Raw genomic sequence first — 18,532 nt, forward strand, 5'->3', positions numbered from 1 at the left:
CGAGCGCCGAGTCCGGTGCCGGACATGCTCAGGGCGGGATGGGGCCGGATCGTCAGCAGCTCCCCGTCGGCGGCCGATCCTTGTGTCTATGTCTCCTTGAGAGATTTCCTCTCTGCCCACGCTGCGATGCAGCCGCGCATGAGGACCGAGAGTGACGACAGCGTTCGCGCGGTGGCCCCGGTTGCACAGTCGGGGCGTCGGGGCGCAGGGGGGGGCGCGGGCAGCCGCAAGGCGGGGCTGGATCAGGCGGGCGGGGCTTGTTCGGTGGGCTGGTCCCTTGCGGAGAGCTGCTGTTCCGTCCAGATGACCTTTCCGCCGGATGTGTAGCGAGTGCCCCAGCGGTCGGCGAACTGGGCTACCAGGAAGAGGCCCCGGCCGCCTTCGTCCATGGTGGTGGCTCGGCGCAGGTGCGGAGAGACGCTGCTGCCGTCGGAGACCTCGCAGATGAGGCTACGGTCGCGGATCAAGCGCACACCGATGGGGCCGGTTGCGTGCCGGATGGCATTGGTGACCAGCTCGCTGAGGATCAACTCCAGGGTGAACGCTTCCTCTTCCATATCCCAGTCGCCAAGGAGCCGGGTGGCGGCAGCACGCACGACGGCAACGGCCGACGGGTCGGACGGTACGTCCCAGGACGCGGTGCGATTGCCGTCGAGCAGCCGAGTGCTGGCGACAAGCAGGGCTACGTCGTCGCGTGGCGTTACGGGGACCAAGGCATCCATCGCTGCCCGGCACACCTGGTCCGGCGTTTGCCCGGCGTGTGCGACAGCTCGGCGCAGGAGCTCGATGCCTTGATCGATGTCACGCTGCCGGTCTTCGATCAGGCCGTCGGTGTAGAGGACGATGGCGGTGCCCTCGGGCAGCAGTATCTCTGTCCTTTCGTAGGGCAGTCCTCCCAGCCCCAACGGCGGGCCGGCCGGTACGCCGGGCAGATCCGCATGCCCGCCCGGGCGCACGATGATGGGTTCCAGGTGGCCCGCCCTGGCCATGGAGCAGAGACGGGAGATCGGGTCGTAGATCGCGTACAGGCAGGTGGCGCCCGTGAGTGTCGGTGTTTCACCATCGCCGTCCCGGTCCTGGTCGATGCGGGTGACAAGTTCGTCCAGGTGACAGAGCAGTTCGTCAGGTGGCAGGTCGAGCGTGGAGAAGTTGTGGACGGCGGTGCGCAGCTGTCCCATGGTGGCGGCGGCGTGCAGTCCGTGCCCCACAACGTCGCCCACCACGATGGCGACGCGGGCTCCGGGGAGGGGTATGACGTCGAACCAGTCACCGCCGACACCACCGAGTCCTGCCTCTGCCGGAAGATAGCGGTGGGCCACGTCGACCGCGCTCTGCTCGGGGAGAGCGTGCGGCAGAAGGCTGCGTTGCAGTGTGACCGCCGTGGTGTGCTCGCGGGTGAAGCGACGGGCGTTCTCGATACTCACCGCCGCGCGGGCGACCAGTTCCTCTGCGAGCGAGAGGTCTTCCTGAGAGAACGGTGTCGGCTCCTTCGAACGCCAGAACGTCGCCACGCCGAGGATCACTCCGCGTGCACGCAGGGGAGCAGCGATCATGGAGTGGATCCCGTATGCCACCAGTTTGCGAGCCCGGTCGGGTTCCTGCGCCTGCCAGCCGGAGAAGGCCGCAAGGTCGGCCTCCAGCACGATCTGCCCGGAACTGAGGCCGGATGCCTGTGGTGTTGACGGGTCGGAATGGATGAGCCCACCGGGAGGGTAGAGCGGCGCATCCTTGCGTATGCCGTCCACTGCGACACGACGTAGTTCCGCTGCACGCAATGGGTTCGGTTCGTCGCCGCGCAGCACGGCATCGACCAGGTCGACGGTGACGTAGTCGGCGAACCTGGGCACGGCGAACGCCGCCAGTTCCTGAGCCGTGTGGGTCACGTCGAGGGTGGTGCCGATGCGTATACCGGCGTCGTACAGCAGTGTGAGCCGTTCCTGGACTACTTCCACCCGGCCCATCAGGGCGCTGAGTTCGGTCGTGTCGCGCAGCGTGGCGACCCAGCCTCCCAGCCCAGGCTGATGCGCCATGGGGCGTTGGCTGACGGCCAGGAGTCGGTCGCCTACCTCGATGACCTCGTCCGTGGTCGCCCTGCCCGACAGGAGAAGCTGCTCGGCCTTCGGTTCGAGTCCCAGATCCGTGACGGGCCGCCCGTCCCCGTCGACCCTCAGCCCGAGCAGGCGCCGTGCTTCGTCATTGGCCAGCAACAGACGACCCTGGGAATCGACGATCAGAACACCTTCCCGTACCGAGTGCAGAACAGCATCGTGGTGCTCGTACATACGGGTCATCTGGGTCGGGCCGAGGCCGTGTGTCTGACGGCGCAGGCGCCTGCTGATCAGTGCTGTTCCCCCGGTGGCCGCCGAGAGCACCACTCCTGTCGCCGCCAGGACGAGTGGCACCTGTCGCTCGGCCGCCAGGCTCACCTGCTTGACCGTGATGCCTGCGGAGACGAGACCGATGACCCTCCCGTCACTTGTGGTGACGGGAACGACGGTGCGGACCGAGGGGCCCAGCGTCCCGGCAGTCGTTTCGGTGACGATCCCGCCGCGCTGCGCTGCCGCGATGCTGCCGATGTACCGTCGGCCGATCTGCGTGGGGTTCGGATGGGTGTAGCGGATGCCCGTCGGACTCATCACGACGACGAAGTCCACGGCGGTGCGTCGGCGGGTTTCTTCGGCCTGCGGCTGAAGCACGGCGGTCGGATGCGCGCTGGACAACGCCTGTCGCACGGCGGGGGAGGCGGCGACTGCCGAGGCAACGGCCAGTGACCGGTCGCGGGCCTCGCGCTCGGCGTCGCCCCGGTACTGGAGCATCAGGGCGGCGACCGCCGCTGCCGCAAGGGCCAGGATCAAAACGGCCTGCAGAAGGAAGACCTGGCCGGCGACCGTGGGCAGCCCACGCCAGGACCGCATTCGCCCGATCAGCTGATGCATATGCCCATATAACATCGCGGATATCTCAATATCACCCCTAGGTGACATACGGCCTTGGTGACGGTTCGGAGCGTGCCCGAATGTGTACGCATGGTGAGAGGGGCAACCGGAAGACACAAGACAAGCTGAGGACCAGCGCGACGAAGCGGACGATCCCGTGGGCGATGCCCTCGACTCCGGCCGAGGTGGCCAGCTTCTGCCAGGAGCGCAGGGCGCCGCCCACAAAGGCCGTTCCGAGTCCCTCCAGTGCGAATGATGCCGGGCACATGGCCCTGTCCTCCGCGTTCGGCGTCATCGGGGCGAGCGGCAAGGCGATGGTGGTTCGGGACATGGCAGCGGCGTCTCGGCGGGGCCGCGCCGAGACCGGCCCGGGGGTCAGAACTGCGCGGGTCTTCGTAGACAGGAGGCGAAAATCCTGCCCGGATGTGAGTGACGGTGGGGCTTCGCCAAGGTGGTGACCAGCTGCGGCGTCAGAAGGTTGTCCGCCGGTCCGTCGGTGACAACGACCAGCAGCCGTCCGCAGTCGCCGCCGGGAGTGATGGCAGCCCGCCGCACGCGAGCCCACTGCGGCTTGATGCAGCCACTGCGCTTCGGGGAGGCGCTCGGGCTCCATTGTCGTGGGTGCGGCCGGGTCCGGCGTCTCGGCGGGGCCGCGCGGTCGAGGGGGTCCGCGTCGGGCGCCGACACCGGGGCCGATCGGCTGACCGTATTCGAGCCGCTCATTGATCGTCGACCGCTCGTCGAAAGGCGACTTCTGCCGAAGGCCTACTTTCCTGCTCTTCGCCGGGAGTTGCGCAGTGACGAGAATGCGGCCCGGAGTTCGTCTGTGAAGATGCCCGGGACCTCCCAGGCCGCGAAGTGGCCGCCGCTACGGGCCTTGTGGTAGTAGAAGAGGTTGTGGTAAGCGCGTGACGCCCAGCTGCGCGGGGCCTGGTAGATCTCGCCGGGGAACACCGTGATGGCGGCCGGAATGGACACGGACACGGCGTTGAAGTTGTTGGCGTTGTTCTCCCAGTAAAGACGCGACGAGGAGACCGCGGTATTCGTCACCCAGTACAGGGTGATGTCGTTGAGCATCTCGTCCTTGGTGAGTACACGCTCGGGGTGGCCGCCGCTGTAGGTCCAGGCCGCGAACTTGTCGTACATCCAGGCGGCCAGTCCGGCGGGCGAGTCCGTCAGTCCGTATCCCTCGGTCTGCGGACGGGTGACCATCATGGCCGAGTAGCCGGATCCAGTCTTGTAGAAGGCGGCCAGCTGGTTGTAGGCGGCCTTCTCATCGGGGCTGAGACCGGCGGGTACGGGGTCACCGCAGGCGAGCTTCTTCGCGATGTCGGGCGGCACGGTGGCCGGGAAGTTGACGTGGATTCCGAGCAGCCCGGGGGGTTTCTGTACGGCCATCTTGTCCGAAATCACAGCACCCCAGTCCCCGCCCTGGGAAACGTAGCGCTCGTACCCCAGACGCTCCATCAGCTTGGCCCAGGCGCGAGCGATGCGGTCGGGGTTCCACCCGGTGGTAGTCGGCCGTTCCGAGAAGCCATAGCCCGGCATCGACGGTATGACGAGGTGAAAGGCGTCCTCGGCGCGGCCCCCGTGGGCCGTGGGGTTGCTGAGCGGCCCGATGACCTTCAAGAACTCCAGAATGGAGCCGGGCCAGCCATGGGTCAAGATGATCGGCAAGGCATCCGCGTGGCGGGAGCGGACGTGGATGAACTGTATGTCGAGTCCGTCGATCTCTGTTATGTACATCGGTAGAGAGTTGAGTGTCTCCTCGATGCTCCGCCAGTTGTACGTCGTTCCCCAGTAGTGGGTGAGTTCCTTCATCGTGGCCAGCTGGACACCCTGGGACTGATCGCGGACGGTTTCCCGATCGGGCCATCGTGTCGCCTTGATGCGTCGACGCAGATCAGTCAGATCCTGCTCCGGAATATGCACGCGGAACGGGCGGATGCTTTGCCTCTCACTTGCCGACACCGGATTTCCGGATTCCCCCCAGGTTCGCAGACCGAAAGCCCCTGTTGCCGCCATGCTCGCGATGGCCGCCGATGTGGAGATGAACTTCCGACGGGGATACGACCGGAGAAAATCGGGCATGACGGATCTCCCTGAATTCATGCGTCCGAAGTCGCGCAGTGTGCAGAAGGAGCGCTTCCTCGACGAGAGTTCCACTCGCCGGCGCGGACATGAATCATGCGCACATCGAGGCTGCACCGCAGGCGTACCGAATCGGGCGGAGTCGCATGGCACCCAGGCGCTCATGCCACGCGACAGACCTACTACTGTCCGTAACGCTAACCTTTCGCCCTGTGAGCATGCAACTCGAACGAGTGACGCCGCCGATGCACCCGCGTACCTGGGATCTGGGATGCCGCATAGGGGCATGGCTCCGTCGGTCACGGCAGGCTCGGCACTGAGGCAGTCGAACAGGTGCACGCAGGTGGCTGCCCCGCTGGAGGCAGATCTTGCGGCTTCCTGGCCGTCGTCGGACCGACCGTAGATGCTGGCATGATGATGCTCATGTCCATGTACCGAAAGGCCGATGCCGCGTAAGCGGCCCGGCGCACTGCGCGCTGAACAGTCTCTCCGTGTCGCGTGGGACTTGCCTCCGGCCCGGATCCACGGTCTCTCTACCCGAACCAGCATCGCGATAGCGCGAGTAGAGAGGCTCTCGGACGACTACTACATCTACCCCGGCGCCACCGACCGTGCGCTGCGGCGGTATCGAGCGTTTCTGCAACCACCTGGCCGGCGCCCCCTGTATCCGCAGGATGCGGAGTGTTCGTGCCGTGGCTGTTCCTTCGACGACGTGCGGCACGCTCGCGATGTGCTGGGTGAGGTCCTGCGGCAGTTGCCCGACTGGGCCCACGTCGACTTGGAACGCCGAGTGCGCACCTTGGACGCCAGGTACGTCGAGCGCACGCTGCCGGATCCGTTCGCCGCTCATCGGCAATGGCGTTCCGACCTCTGGTGGCGGCGCCGTCTGGCCGGCGGACGAGAGGCTGGATGAGGGGCCTGGCCCAAGCCACGGTGAAATGATCAATGCGTGGCTGGTGTGATACGGCGTCACAGCCGTCCTGGACAGGCCCGTTCACCGGGTTGAGCCCGCGCTGCTTCGGCAGGCCGGTGACCGCCCTGCGCCGCGAGGGAGCGGACACGGGCCGTCGAGGTCGGCCATGGAGCCTGCCCCTGGAGGACCCAATCCTGCTGGTAGCGGCTTACTGGCGCACCAACTTGACGCTGCGCCAGCTCGCGAAGGACACCGTGCTTATCGTGGACGGCACCTTGGTCCCCACGCGTCACCATCCGGGACGGGAGTGTGTTCGCCTCGGGGCGTGGACGAGGGGCCGGTCACGCAGTGTCCCGGGTGTCGTCGTCGAGCTGGTTGAGGATGCGCTGCTCCGCGTCGCGGAGTGTGGTGCGCGCGGCCGGGGGCCGGGTGCAGTCGCCCCCGTGTACGGCACCTTCGGAGGACTTCCAGATCTGGCAGCAGGGGACCGGAAGTGGTGCGGGGCCGCGGGCGGCCAGCTCGGCACGTTCCGCCTCGGTACGGGCTCGGCGTTTCCGGTCCTGGCGTTCGCGGCGTTCCCGGATCGCACCCTCGGCCAGGAAGAGCGCGAGAGCCCAGAACACGCTGGTCTCCCACCACAGGTGGTGGAAGGCGGTGGCGGTGCCGGCGGATGTGAGGACGGTGGCGCCGAGGGCGCAGGCGGTTTCGTGTCGGGTCACAGGTACTCCCCGCTGGGTTGGACGTCGTTCGTCGTGTTGAGTCTTCCCACGAACTCCCTCCGGCCTCTGCCGGTGCGGGAGCGCCGTGATCGCCGACCGGGTTGTCCAGGCCGCGCTGAAGCTGGTGCTGGAACCTATCTTCGAGTCCGACTTCAAGCCGGTCTCTTACGGGTTCCGGCCCAAGCGGCGGGCGCAGGACGCGATTGCCGAGATCCATTTCTATGGCACCCACGGCTATCGCGGGGTGCTGGACGCGGACATCGCGGCGTGTTTCGACGAGATCGACCACGCCGCGCTGATGGACCGGGTCCGGATGAGGATCAAGGACAATCAGGTCTCTTTCGCTGGTGAAGGCATTCTTGAAGGCCGGTCTCCCGACGGAGCTCGGTGAGCATCAGGACATTTTGACTGGCACGCCGCAAGGGGACGTTCTCACGCCCTCAACGCAATGGGCAACTTCTGCTTCGAGGTGACGCTCAGCTACCGTCGGCTGGAACTCCTTCCCCGCACGGAGGGTAAGGGGCGTCACAATGGGTAGTAGGTTTGTGACATGGTGCGTGGTGATCGTGTCGATAGCGTCGAGTACGCCCGGCGGGTCAACGCCGCCGCGGATCTGGCCGCAGCGGGTGTGCCCGCGGCCGCAGCCGCCCGCACGTTGGCGAGCAGGTACGGGGTGTCGGTGCGTCAGGCACGCCGGTATCTGGAGCAGGCCATGGCTGCTGGCCGAGTCGAAGTCCCCGAGTCGAGCGTGGTGTTCACCGTCAAGCTGCCGGAATCTCTGGCAGGACGGATTCGCAGCCGTGCCCACGAGAGCGACCGGGCGATCTCCGCGGTGGTGGCCCAGGCCCTGGCCGAGTTCCTGCAGCGGGATGCCCCGGAGGGCCAGCCGGGCCGGTGAGCGGCCGACGGGTGGAGGTGGAGGCGGTCTTCGACCGTCATGCGGCGGCGGACCTGTCCGCGGCCTACGCGGTGTTGGTGCCGCAGCGCCGGGCCCGGGTGCGGGCCGGCCCCGATCAGGCAGGAGGAGCCGATGACCAGCGCGGCGATCTACGCCCGGGTGTCGTCCGCCCGGCAGAAGAAGGACCAGACGATCGGCTCGCAGACCGCGGCCCTGCGGGCACACGCCGCCGCCTCGCATCTTGAGCTGCCCGAGGAGTGGGTGTTCGAGGACGAGGGCCACTCCGGGGCGACCCTGGTGCGGCCCGCGCTGGAGCGGCTGCGGGACCTTGTCGCCCAGGTCGGCGTGGACGTGGTCCTGTGTTACGCACCCGACCGCCTGGCCCGCAAGTTCGCCTACCAGGCCCTGCTGATCGAGGAGTTCGCCCGGGCGGGCACCCGGGTGGAGTTCGTACGGGGCCCGCGCGGCGACACTCCCGAGGACCAGCTGATGGTCCAGTTCCAGGGCATGTTCGCCGAATACGAGAAAGCCCAGCTGATGGAGCGCTACCGGCGCGGGAAGACCTACCGGGCCCGCTCCGGATCGGTCAACGTGCTGGGCGGCGCCCCGTTCGGCTACCGCTACCTGCGCAAAACCCCCGAATGCGGGGCCACTTACGAGATCGTCGAGTCCGAGGCGGCGCTGGTGGTGGAGCTGTTCCGCCGCTACACCGACGACGGAGCCTCCATCGCGGACCTGACCCGCTGGCTCACCAGCAGCAACACCCCCACCCGCACCGGGAAGACCCGCTGGGACCGCAGCGTGGTCTGGGGCATGCTCCGCAACCCCGCCTACGCAGGCCAGGCGGCCTTCGGCAAGACCCGGATCCTCCACGAGTCTCCGGGTCTCAACCGCAGGGCCCGCCTGGAGGGCCGCAGCACCCCACGCGCCGTCAAGGCCGCCGACCGGCCCCACGAGGAGTGGATCACCATCCCCGTTCCCGCACTCATCACCCCGGCGACCTTCGAACGCGCCGCCCAGCGGCTCGCCGACAACAAACGCTTCGCCTCCCGCAACAGCAAGGTCCCCTCCCTCCTTCAGGGCCTGTCGGCCTGCGTGAGCTGCGGATACGGCTACTACCGCACCTCGACCACCACCACCTCAGGCAAGAAGATCTACTACTACCGGTGCCTGGGCTCCGACGACTACCGCTACGAGGGAGGCCGGGTCTGCACCAACAAGCCCGTCCGCGCCGACTACCTCGACACCGTCGTCTGGGACCACATCATCGGCATGATCGCCGACCCGCACCTGATCCGGAACGAGATCGACAAGCGGCTCGAACGCGCCCGCACGTCCGACCCCGCCACACGGCAGCGCGGCCGGCTCGAACTGGCCCTGTCCAAGGCCACCACCTCGATCACCCGCATGATCGAAGCGTTCCAGGAACAGCTCGTCACCCTCGACGAACTCCGCTCCCGCATGCCCGATCTACGCGCCCGCGAGAGCAACCTCCGCAGCCAGCTCGCCGCTCTGGACGCATCGATCGCCGACCGCGACGCCTACCTCAAGCTCGCCGACGACCTCGAAGGATTCCTCGCCCAGCTCCGCGACAACGCCGAAAGCGCCGAGGTCCCCGAGCGCCAGCGCGTCCTGCGACTCCTCGTCAAAGACGTGCTCATCGGCCCCGAGAAGATCACCATCCGGCACCGCATCCCCGTCCGCGAACACGCCGCCAACGATAGCCAGCACCAAGATCAAGACGCTACGGAGGGTGACTCACGCCCGAGTTACCCATTGCGTTGGGGGCGTGACCTCCCCGCTGTTGGCCAACATCGCCCTGTCGGTGCTCGATGAGCACCTCCACCGGGCGTGGGAAGCAGGCGGAGAGATGTCCACCGACTACCGGCGGGGCCGACGCCGGGCCGCCCGTCTGCCGTCGTGGCGGCTGGTCCGCTACGCGGACGACTTCGTCGTCCTGGTCGACGGGGCCAGACAGGACACCGAGGCACTGCACGAAGAGTTCGCCAGGGTGCTTGCACGAACAAGTGGTACGTCCACACCTTCATCGCCGACCGGCCTGTCCGGTCGGTGAAGGCGAAGATCCGTCACCTCACCCACAGTCGGACGTCCGCGGACCCCCTGGGCCCCTGCAACCACCTGACGGCAGAGACTGTGGAGAGCCCGTTGCCTAGTAATGGGCACGGCGGGTTCGGCGAGAGGTCCGGGGAAACGGACCGGGAGTAATCCCAGCACACGATGGCCGCGCTGACCTGCCTCAAGACCGGCGAACGCAGCCGACGGATCTACCGCCCTCGCATCCGGGGCGATCACCGAGGCGATCACCGGGGCTTTGCCTGGCAGGACTACCGCGACCTTCTCGTCCGGGCTCACCTCCGGCTCGGCGGCCCCGACGTGGTCGTCCGGGACAATCTGAATGTTCATCGCTGCAGCCGATTACGGCAGTACGCGGCCGAGCACAACTGGCTTGCCATCGTCCAAGCCGTCCGCAGCGGCATGGGCCGCATCCGACGAAGCAGTGATCTCATTGACGGATACCTCGCCGAAACCGGACTCTCGTTAGACGCGACAACTCAGCGGAGAAGTCAGTCGTAGTTGCTACTCCTCACTGCTTACAGAAGGTCACTGTCATGAAGAACGAGCGGGAATTCTTTTCACCGGACGCCCTGCAGTGGCGCTCCGGGCCGCAGCCCGGGACCACCGAGAGGATTCTGAGCAGGGACGAGGCTGATCCGGAGGTGCTGACCCGGCTGGTGCGCTGGGAGCCCGGCCTCGACACCTCGCTCTCCGGCGTGATCCGGCACGAGTGGGTCGAGGAGGTCTATCTGCTCGAAGGCGACCTGCATGACCTGACCTTGGATCAGACCTTTTGCGCGGGAGACTTCGCCGCCCGGCCCCCGGGCATGGAACACGGCCCGTACCGGACAACCGGAGGCTGCGTGATGTTGGAGATCCGCTACCGGCCGTAGAGCGTGGGCAGGGTGTTTTGGAGGGTGTCGAGGATCTCGTAGAGGGGGAGTCCGGCGCGGGGACCTTTGGGGCCAGGCGTTGTTCGGTGAGGAAGGCGTGGGCGGCGGTCACGAGGGTGCCGTGGTGGTGCCAGCCGGGCCAGGAGCGGCCTTCGAAGTGGTCCAGGCCCAGGCCATGTTTGAGTGGGGCGTTCGACTGCTTTGCCGGCGGGGCGCACGCGCAGGGCGGCGAAGTGGGAGCGTAACTCCCCTCGCGAGGTGAGGACCTTGAACAACGCAAAGCCCAAATACCGTTGGCGGAGTTGCGTGCGCGTGCGGCAGGCATGCCGACGGCAATCGACCCCCTGCCGGCGTTCCAGGCGCCGAGTGTGTCCATCATCGCCGAGGCGAAGCGCAAGAGCCCGGGCAAGGGCAATCTCGCCGATATTCGCGCCCCGGCTTCGCTGGTGCAGCAGTACGCGGCTGGGCGGTGGCTCCGCGATCAGCGTGCGGACCGAGCGACGCCGCTTGGGTGGCTCCCTTGCCGACCTCGACGCCGTACGAGCACGCGTTGATGTGCCCATCCTGCGCGAGGACTTCATGGCCGACCCCTACCAGTTGTGGGAGCCCCCGCGCCCACGGCGCCGACCTGGTACTTCTGATGGTCGTGTCCTTGGGCGGCAGCCAGCCGGCAGACATGATCGGACTGTGCGAACAGCTGGGCATGACACCGCTCGTCGAATCCCACACCGCCGATGAACTGGAGCAGGCAGTACCGGCGCGCGCCTGCTAGGTATCAACGTCAGGAACCTGACGACGCTGGAGCTGGATCGGTCTGTCTTCCGCGAACTAGCGCCCCTCGTAGCCCCGGGCAGGGTGCGTATGGCGGAGTCCGGCGTACAGCAGCCGGAAGACATCGCGGAGTACCAGCGCCGGGGCGCCGACGTCGTGCTCGTCGGCGAGGCACTGGTGCGCGCGGGAAATCCGCAGACCTCCATCCAGGATTTCCTCACCACAGCGAACAACAAGGCCCAAAGGCCCTGACTCCCAGGCGACGGGCCCGCGACTGCTGTCGCACGTTCCGCCCGGCCGCGCGGCAGCGACCCGCGTGAACGGCGAGCGAAGAACTCCCACATGAGCGTTATCGCTGCTGCCGAGACCGTCAGACCGTCCGGCAGCCTGATCCCACCTCTCACAAATGACCATCTGTGAGAGTCCTGCGAGAGGCTCCGACGCGATCACGTTTCCGAAGGTCACCATTCGCGAAAGTCCTCTCGAAACCACCGCGTTGTGCGAGGCATTCCTGAGAGATTTCCGTCATACGGCCAGCCGTCGACCACGCCCCTCGCCAGCACCGGCGGGACGGGCAGGTCGGGCCCGGCGGAACGGGCGACGGGCTCGTCCCTGGCGAAGCCTGCATGCGTTTTCTCTATGCTCCGCCAAAAGAGAGCTCATGTCGTACCACTGGGACGCCCTCCACATCGGACATACGCCGCGTCCTGCGCCGGGCTCTGCCCGGCGACCTCTCCTTCATTCGGTTCTTCTATGGGTTGGCCCGAAAGTTTTCATGCCTTGGGTTTCACAGAATCCAGTTTCTCTGCCTAGCCTCAGGGTGAGCCACTTCGGCCACATGCATAGTTCGGAGAAGGAAGCAGGACGAAACCCAGGAAGTTGCCGAACTGGCTGCCGCGCATTGGTATGACACCTTCCGTTGTCCGGCGGCGCAGCAGGATCCGTCGGCGTAGCAACCGTTCTGTATGGACGACGTCCGAGACGTCTGGCTGATCGCTTTTAGCGGCGCACCTCGACTCTCGAATGATTCACGGCCCCGCGTAATCCTCACCGCGGTTTTCTCCGCCGGGCCCCCGGGTATGTCCTGCCACTTTGCGAACTCTTTGACCTACTGAAGGAGCATTACTGTGTCCACCCTCAACGGCCGCCCGACTTTCCTTCTCGTGCATGGTGCCTGGCACCGATCCACGTGCTGGGCCCCCTTGCAGGACGAGCTCGCCGCGACCGGTTGGCGGTCCGAGGCGATCGACCTGCCCAGCGCGGGAGAGCAGCGCGAGCCCAGCGCGGGACTGTATGACGATGCCGAAGAGATAGCTGCCCGGCTGCGGCACATGGAGGGCCCCGTGGTGGTTGTCGCTCACTCCTACGGCGGCCTCCCGGTCACCGAGGTGGTCGGGGATCACCCCAACGTCGCCCGCCTGGTGTATCTAGCGGCTTACATGCCGACCGAAGGAGAGTCGGCCAGCAGCATCCACGGCATTCCCGTACCCGAGGATGTGAGCGGCGTCGCCCCGCTGTTCGCGGACCCTCGCGCAATGTGCTACGGGGACCTGCCGGATGCCGACGCTGAGCGAGCGATCGGGCAGCTGGTCCCACAGAGCCTGAGGTCCCTCACACAAGAGACCACACGTTCGGCATGGCGGACGGTACCGTCCACCTACGTGGTCTGCGAGCAGGACCAGGTGTTTAACCGGTGAGTCTGCAGGAAAAGTACGCCGCTCAGGCTACAAACGCCCAACGCCTGCCTACGAGCCATTCGCCCTTCCTGTCGGCTCCCGGCTGCCTGGCCGCCCTCCTTGCTCGCGTTGCGCGGATGTAGGGCGGAGGCAGCTGGGAGATGCGCGTGGCGCTGTCCAGCAACTGCTTCGCCACCAAGCTGACTCGCCGGGGTTGGTGGTGCGGTGGCGTTGAACAGCCGCGGAAGAACTGCCCAGGAAGCCCGCGAGATGCTCGGGGACGTCCTGGATGCGATCTTTCGGTTTGGTCGGTGGTGGTGACAGTCGATGGTGCGGGTTTGGGTTGGAGTCTTTCGGCGCTGGTCAGCCGGCCTGGGTTGGGAGGGGGCTTGATGCCGTGAGGTGAGGGAGGCCGCTGCGGTCGTGGGGTGGAGCAGGCCAAGGTGACGGGGCAGATGGCCGCCGATGCCTGCGAGGGTTACGTGGTGTTGGGCGAGGTGTGGGCGCTGCTGAGTGAGGTGGGCGGAAATGTTGCCGAGCCAAGGCGCCGCGTGGCTCAACGGTGAGGCGTTCGAGTACTTCCGCTACCTGCGGGACGAACCCGTCGCCGGGCTCGCGGCCACCTTCGTCGGCGGCGAGGGCTGTCGCACCGTGTTGCGCCGCGAACCGATGCTGTCCTCCCGCACCTTCATGTGGCAGCACTTCACCCGCCTCACCCCAGCGAGGCCCTCGCGGCCATCCCCCCGTTCCACCCGATCCGGGCCGACACCGACCCGACGACATCTCCTCCGCCGACCAGCACGCCGCGCACGGTATTTCTCACGCAGCGGGTCATGTGCCCAGCGTGACGCCACACCGTCGGGTGTGGGCGTCTGCCGCCGAAAGGACCGGCGCGGCCTTCAACGATGTCTCGTCAAGGCGCCGTTCAGGGCATCGCGTCGAGATTTCTCAACGCCTCGCGGGCATCAGCCGCGCCCGCTGTGTCGCCGGTGGCCGTCATCAGCTCGGCGTGCCAGGAGATACAAGTGTGCGCCACCGAGCGGGTTTCCAGGTCAATCACCGCGAACGGGGTGAGCGCGGCCACGGTACCGGCCATCCAGGAGGCGAGGTCGAGAGTGAGCGCACGCAGGCCGTGGTGCGCGCAGATCTGGGAGCAGGCGAGGAGGACACGCGCCCAGGACGGGCCGTGCTCGCCCATGTTGTAGCGCAGTTCGGGCGTCTGCCGTTCGGACTGACGCGCGTAGAGAACGTGGGCTTCCAGTCCCAGCCGCAGGCTCGCGGCCGGCTCGCGATCCGATGTCGCCGTTGCGGCGGCGGCGAACATGCCGGCGACCATGGGGGCGTCGGCGCTCGTGCACCGCAGGGACGACGTGACAAGGGAACAGTCGGTGGCCGGGGCGGTCACCGCACGGGCGAACTCCCGGCTCAACTCGGCCGCCCGTTCATCACCCGCCGGTGTGACCTGCTTCAGCGCCCGGGCCAGCGTCATGTCGGCCAGCAGCGGCACGGGTGCCTCGATCCTGAGGGACGACACCATGGGGCGGGCATCCTGGACCAGGCCTCGGGCGCTCGCTGCGATACTGGACCGGCCGAACCGTTGGTGGATGTCTGCGGCGATCAGTCCGGCCTTCATAAAGGCGGGTACGTACCTCCCGCGTGCGCCGGCAGTTCGGTTGATCTCGTCACGCCGGTTGAGGAAGGTGCGGACCGCCAGGTCCGCGGCAGCCACCGCGAGGTCGGGATCGCCCCAGCGGTGCAGCACCTCAGCGTGCTGCGAGAGTGCCCTCGCCATGTCCACCGTGAACGGGTCGTCGTCCTCGAAACGCTCCAGCCAGGCCTGAAGGCCGTTCTCGGCACTTACCAGAGCCGACGCGCCCTGCCCGCTGCGCAGCTTCTTGACAGCATCGTCGAGCTGCCGCTCGGGATAACCCGCTTCGACGTGACTCACGTTGTCCCGCCCCGCTCTGTCGACGCCAACTCATGCCACGAATATAGGGTGTTGCCTCATTTCCACCGAGTCGATCGCGCACCGCGACCAGTCCAGAATGCCGCGAGCGCCGAGCTCGTCCAGGACCATGCGGTGGAGCTTGCCCCGTACCCGGGCTCGGCTCCGCTCGGTGAACCGTCGGTGCGCAGTCGGCCCGGACGGCCCGGACGGCCCGAAGACCGGGGGCAGTTGCCGCCACGTGCAGCCTGTTGTGAGAGCCGGTCCGGCGACTCCAGGGGGTCTCCCAGCGCTCGTTTCCGGCCAGTATGCTGCGGTCGTGATCGACGATGAGGACGAGATTCTGACGGCTGCGCTTGGTGCGCTGGGGGCCAGCGGCAGCGGGTCTGGCGGCCGACGCGGGGCGATGTTCGCGGCGAAGCGCTTGAAGAAGAACGTGTACGAGACGGACCTGGCGCTGGCCATGCCGGTGGAGGCCGCCACCACACATGCTGAGGGAATCCTTGCTCTGGCCGGACGCATGCTGGAAGTGGAAGGCGCCCATCTCGCGGGGGCGCGAGTTGTCAGGGCGATTGTTGGCGGCGGGCTCGGGAACATGAATCCAGTTCTGATCACCCTCAGCCTGACCGGCGATGGGCCGGAGCGCACCGCTGTGTCCGTCCGTGGTGCGGCCAAGGAGGGACTCATCAAGCAGCGGGCTGGAGAGAAGACGGCGAAGCGCATCGCTGAACTCCTAGCCCATCAGGGAACGAACTGACCGGTACCCGGTTGGGTACAGCCAACTTGACTCATCCACATAAACTCCGACATGGTCCTCGGCCTGTTCAGGATCCTTGGCTATAACTTCTCCCCGCTCTTTTGCGACCCGGACGACCAACGGTTCTGGCGGGCGACCATGCCCGGAGCGAAGGCCGGCATGTACGGGGTGGTGGAGGACCCGGCCCGCAACGAGGTCAGCCTGCACAAGGTGATCACGCACTGGCCGGACACTGCGGGTGGCCGGATCCCCGGTCACCGACCAGGTCGCGCCTACGACCTGCTGTGGACGCTCGGGCGTGAGAATCGCCCGATCCCGCTGGGACAGGCGTTCGCCGAGTACGGGCGCATCGCCAGGACCGAGCACCTGCTGCGTGTCGTCGACCCGGTCGATGACGGCTCAGCGAAGTTCGTGGGGGCCGGGCTGGGACAGCGCTCCACTTGGCCATTCGGAGACACGGTCGTCTCGGCCGGCCCCACGGCTGGGTCAGCCCGGCTTGACCGCCAGCGTCGCAAAATAGTTCGACATGTATTGAGCGGATGCGTTGGATTGGTGCGGCGCTTCCGCGAAGCCGGTGAGGACGAATCCCGCGGCGAGTTGCCCGCCGATCTGGTCGGTGAGGGTGTGGCTGTATTCAAGAGCGGCATCCGCGCCGAACTTCGTGGCGCGTTCCTCGGCGGAGTACTGCGTGACATCGCTGTAGGGCAGCTTGTGCACGACGATCAGCTCGCCGCGCTCGTCGAGCGCCTCGTGGTCGAACAAGTACACATCAGGGTTGATGAAGCCCACGAGCAGAGTTCCGCCCGGTCGCAGGACGCGGAAGCACTCACGCCACACCGGTGCCAAGTCTGGTACGAACAGGTTGGAGACCGGATGGAATACGACGTCGAATGTTGCGTCGCCGAAGGCGCTGAGGTCGCGCATGTCGCCTAGAAGGGTGCGCAGCTCGAGTCCGTCGCGCGCCGCCACCATCTGGTCCTGGCCGAGCTGGCGGGGTGAGTTGTCGAATACGGTGACCCGCGCCCCTGCGGCGGCGAGGATCGGACCCTGCTGGCCACCGCCGGAGGCCAGGCACAACACGTCCTTGCCGGTCAGGTCCGTCGGCAGCCAGGAGCGGTTGACTGGCTCACGCCCGATGAGAACAATCGACCAGTCGCCCATGCGGGCGCGCTCGACATCCTCAGCACTCACCGGCCTCGACCATTCGATGCCCTCTTGGGCATACTTGTCCCAGGCTGCCCGATTGTGGGCAACGGGGTCGACGACAATGTCCTGCACGTTTAACTCCCTGCTACAGCCAGGCGGACGCCTGCGGTACTGACGGTTCGGTGCCGCTAGCCAACACGATTGCAGGGTGCGGGCTCAACGAAATTAGCGGGCATCGAGGTGTCCGCGGGCTCGACGGGTGGTCGCGCAGCGGGTGCGTAAGCGCTGGTTGCCGGCGTTGCGGAAGCCGTAGGCGTCGCGGGCGATGGTCTTGATGACCCGGTTGGTGTCTTCGGAGCCGGCGTTGGTGATCCCAGTGTGCAGGAACGCAAGGATCTCTGGCCACCATGTCTCGACGGTTGTGGCTAGGCGCTGCAGTTCGGGAAGGTCGGCGTCGGCGCATCGGCGGTAGAACCGGTACAGCAGATCGCGGACCTGTTCCCGGTCTGGGCGGGTCCGGGCGGTGGCAAACAGGTCCAGGAGGTCTTCCTTGGCGTTCCACGCAACGGTGATCGGCGCGCCGATCACCCTGGGCAGGTTGGACAGCTCGTCGAGGAGAGCGTCGACGTGCTCGCCGCGCATCCGGGCGGCGGAGCGGGTGAGCCGGTTGCGCAGTTCCCACTCGCGGTTGCCCTTGCGGCCGCGCTGGCCGCGGCGGGTCACGGTCACCCGGCGGCGGACCTCGGTGAGGGTCTGGTTCGCCAGCTGCACCAGGTGGAAGTGGTCCACGACCAGGGTGGCCTGCGGCAGGACCCGGCGGATCGCCGACTTGAAGATCGTGCACATGTCGATCGCGACGTACTGGACTGCGTCGCGCCAGGCTTGGTCGTGGTCGGCCAGCCAGTCGATGACCGCCTGGGCGGTGCGTCCTTCGACCTGCCCGAGCAGGCCCTGCTTGCCGGACAGGTCGACGAAGCCGACGTGCCAACGGTCCACGGCGGTCTGCCAGATCCCGGTGGCCTCGTCGGGGATCCATCTCGGCCGGCCTCGGCGGATCTCGTCGATAGCGAGCGCCTGCACCGGCTCGGGCTGGGCCGGCAGCACCGCCCGGGCGTGACCGGTGAACGCCGCCGCAACGACCCGCCAGGAGAGCGCATAGTCGCGGGCCGCCTGGACGACCGTGCGGCCCTGATCGGCCACCGCCGCCCCGGCCGCAGTCCGTAATCATGTGGTTAGCCGCTTACATGGCGGTACTGGCGGGACCCACTCGGTGAACGAGCGACGTCGGCACGCCAGCTCGTCGCAGCGCCAGCCGCGGTCGGCGGCCACCGACCGACAGGTCACGCGGCCGGGTCACCCGCCGGCCCTTCGACCGCCGCGCCCGGGTGCCGCAGTCTGGGCAGTGGCGTGCCCGCTCATCAGCAGTCACCAGGTGCGCCACCGGCCCGTCGGTGTCGTCGGCGACGCCGACCACGGCCAGGCCGTCAAGGCCCAACAACAGCTACGGACGTGGCAAACGATACGACGCGCTGGCCTGGTCCTCGATGCCGTGGTGCTCTGGACGATGCGGTACGTCGACGCCGCCGCCGTCGACCGGCTCCGCGCCGAAGGTCACGAGATTCTGGGCGAGGACGTCGACCGGCTGTCCCCGCTCGAGCACCGCAACCTCAACGTGCTGGGCCGCCGCAGCCTCACCGCCTTCACCCCAGAG

The 18,532-nt window shown here is 67.3% G+C and carries 16 protein-coding genes and 6 pseudogenes; 13 read left to right on the forward strand and 9 right to left on the reverse strand.

Features of this window, described 5'->3' with window-relative positions:
* Positions 1-242: 242 nt before the first annotated feature.
* Together OG798_RS51880 and OG798_RS51885 are read right to left on the reverse strand one after the other, a co-directional pair.
* Positions 243-2,936, reverse strand: coding sequence for a SpoIIE family protein phosphatase (locus OG798_RS51880; protein WP_121413406.1), 2,694 nt, complete (start codon positions 2,934-2,936; stop codon positions 243-245).
* Between the two features lie 765 nt (positions 2,937-3,701).
* Positions 3,702-4,907 carry an epoxide hydrolase family protein gene (locus OG798_RS51885; RefSeq protein WP_328759815.1) on the reverse strand — a complete coding sequence of 402 codons (1,206 nt, stop codon included), beginning with the start codon at positions 4,905-4,907 and terminating at the stop codon, positions 3,702-3,704.
* A gap of 1,065 nt (positions 4,908-5,972) precedes the next feature.
* Here OG798_RS51885 and OG798_RS51890 point away from each other — a divergent pair.
* A pseudogene (locus OG798_RS51890) lies at positions 5,973-6,236 on the forward strand (IS5/IS1182 family transposase); the annotation flags it as partial.
* Positions 6,237-6,281: 45 nt separating this feature from the next.
* On the opposite strand, the gene OG798_RS51895 reads toward OG798_RS51890, so the two are convergent.
* The gene (locus tag OG798_RS51895; RefSeq protein WP_121413404.1) at positions 6,282-6,659 is read right to left on the reverse strand and encodes a hypothetical protein; all 378 of its coding nucleotides are present in this window, start codon (positions 6,657-6,659) and stop codon (positions 6,282-6,284) included.
* Between the two features lie 85 nt (positions 6,660-6,744).
* Between OG798_RS51895 and OG798_RS51900 the strand changes: the two genes are divergently transcribed.
* The 6 genes from OG798_RS51900 to OG798_RS51925 all read left to right on the forward strand — a co-directional run bounded on the left by OG798_RS51900 (position 6,745) and on the right by OG798_RS51925 (position 10,526).
* Entirely contained in the window at positions 6,745-7,050 is a 306-nt protein-coding gene (locus tag OG798_RS51900) for a reverse transcriptase domain-containing protein (RefSeq protein WP_328759816.1), read from the forward strand.
* Positions 7,051-7,209: 159 nt separating this feature from the next.
* Positions 7,210-7,557 (forward strand): hypothetical protein, encoded by a 348-nt coding sequence (locus OG798_RS51905; RefSeq protein ID WP_328757942.1) that lies wholly within the window; start codon positions 7,210-7,212, stop codon positions 7,555-7,557.
* Between the two features lie 132 nt (positions 7,558-7,689).
* Positions 7,690-9,393 carry a recombinase family protein gene (locus OG798_RS51910; RefSeq protein WP_328759817.1) on the forward strand — a complete coding sequence of 568 codons (1,704 nt, stop codon included), beginning with the start codon at positions 7,690-7,692 and terminating at the stop codon, positions 9,391-9,393.
* On the forward strand, positions 9,347-9,631 hold the full coding sequence (locus tag OG798_RS51915) for a hypothetical protein (protein WP_328759818.1): 285 nt from the start codon (positions 9,347-9,349) through the stop codon (positions 9,629-9,631). Before OG798_RS51910 ends, OG798_RS51915 begins: the two co-directional genes overlap by 47 nt.
* Positions 9,632-9,795: 164 nt before the next feature.
* Positions 9,796-10,152 carry a hypothetical protein gene (locus OG798_RS51920; RefSeq protein ID WP_328759819.1) on the forward strand — a complete coding sequence of 119 codons (357 nt, stop codon included), beginning with the start codon at positions 9,796-9,798 and terminating at the stop codon, positions 10,150-10,152.
* Positions 10,153-10,187: 35 nt separating this feature from the next.
* Positions 10,188-10,526 (forward strand): cupin domain-containing protein, encoded by a 339-nt coding sequence (locus tag OG798_RS51925; protein ID WP_095850160.1) that lies wholly within the window; start codon positions 10,188-10,190, stop codon positions 10,524-10,526.
* 13 nt (positions 10,527-10,539) lie between these two features.
* Here the strand turns inward: OG798_RS51925 and OG798_RS51930 are convergent.
* Positions 10,540-10,710 (reverse strand): annotated as a pseudogene (locus OG798_RS51930) (IS701 family transposase); the annotation flags it as partial.
* Positions 10,711-10,849: 139 nt separating this feature from the next.
* Here OG798_RS51930 and OG798_RS51935 point away from each other — a divergent pair.
* From OG798_RS51935 to OG798_RS51945, 3 genes and pseudogenes are all read left to right on the forward strand, one after another.
* A pseudogene (locus OG798_RS51935) lies at positions 10,850-11,549 on the forward strand (indole-3-glycerol phosphate synthase TrpC).
* Positions 11,550-12,424: 875 nt separating this feature from the next.
* Positions 12,425-12,994: an alpha/beta hydrolase gene (locus OG798_RS51940; RefSeq protein ID WP_328759820.1), complete on the forward strand. Its 570-nt coding sequence runs from the start codon at positions 12,425-12,427 to the stop codon at positions 12,992-12,994.
* Positions 12,995-13,401: 407 nt separating this feature from the next.
* On the forward strand, positions 13,402-13,539 hold the full coding sequence (locus OG798_RS51945; protein WP_328759821.1) for a hypothetical protein: 138 nt from the start codon (positions 13,402-13,404) through the stop codon (positions 13,537-13,539).
* A 359-nt stretch (positions 13,540-13,898) separates the two neighbouring features.
* On the opposite strand, the gene OG798_RS51950 is transcribed toward OG798_RS51945, so the two are convergent.
* Both OG798_RS51950 and OG798_RS51955 read right to left on the reverse strand, forming a co-directional pair.
* Entirely contained in the window at positions 13,899-14,921 is a 1,023-nt protein-coding gene (locus tag OG798_RS51950) for a hypothetical protein (RefSeq protein WP_328759822.1), read from the reverse strand.
* Between the two features lie 54 nt (positions 14,922-14,975).
* Positions 14,976-15,173: pseudogene (locus OG798_RS51955) on the reverse strand (IS5/IS1182 family transposase); the annotation flags it as partial.
* Positions 15,174-15,237: 64 nt separating this feature from the next.
* Here OG798_RS51955 and OG798_RS51960 point away from each other — a divergent pair.
* A complete protein-coding gene (locus tag OG798_RS51960; protein WP_179857415.1) occupies positions 15,238-15,675 on the forward strand; it encodes a hypothetical protein in 438 nt (145 codons plus the stop codon).
* A gap of 51 nt (positions 15,676-15,726) precedes the next feature.
* Positions 15,727-16,047: pseudogene (locus OG798_RS51965) on the forward strand (Tn3 family transposase); the annotation flags it as partial.
* Between the two features lie 114 nt (positions 16,048-16,161).
* Here OG798_RS51965 and OG798_RS51970 read toward each other — a convergent pair.
* The 3 genes from OG798_RS51970 to OG798_RS56915 form a co-directional block, all read right to left on the reverse strand.
* Entirely contained in the window at positions 16,162-16,953 is a 792-nt protein-coding gene (locus OG798_RS51970; protein ID WP_328759823.1) for a class I SAM-dependent methyltransferase, read from the reverse strand.
* A 93-nt stretch (positions 16,954-17,046) separates the two neighbouring features.
* Positions 17,047-18,021, reverse strand: coding sequence for an ISL3 family transposase (locus OG798_RS51975; protein WP_328759824.1), 975 nt, complete (start codon positions 18,019-18,021; stop codon positions 17,047-17,049).
* A gap of 40 nt (positions 18,022-18,061) precedes the next feature.
* Positions 18,062-18,295: a transposase family protein gene (locus OG798_RS56915; protein ID WP_443054158.1), complete on the reverse strand. Its 234-nt coding sequence runs from the start codon at positions 18,293-18,295 to the stop codon at positions 18,062-18,064.
* 54 nt (positions 18,296-18,349) lie between these two features.
* On the opposite strand from OG798_RS56915, the pseudogene OG798_RS56920 reads away from it, so the two are divergent.
* A pseudogene (locus tag OG798_RS56920) lies at positions 18,350-18,529 on the forward strand (Tn3 family transposase); the annotation flags it as partial.
* Between the last annotated feature and the right edge of the window lie 3 nt (positions 18,530-18,532).

The sequence above is a fragment of the Streptomyces sp. NBC_00271 genome (genome assembly GCF_036178845.1).
Lineage (GTDB): Bacteria > Actinomycetota > Actinomycetes > Streptomycetales > Streptomycetaceae > Streptomyces.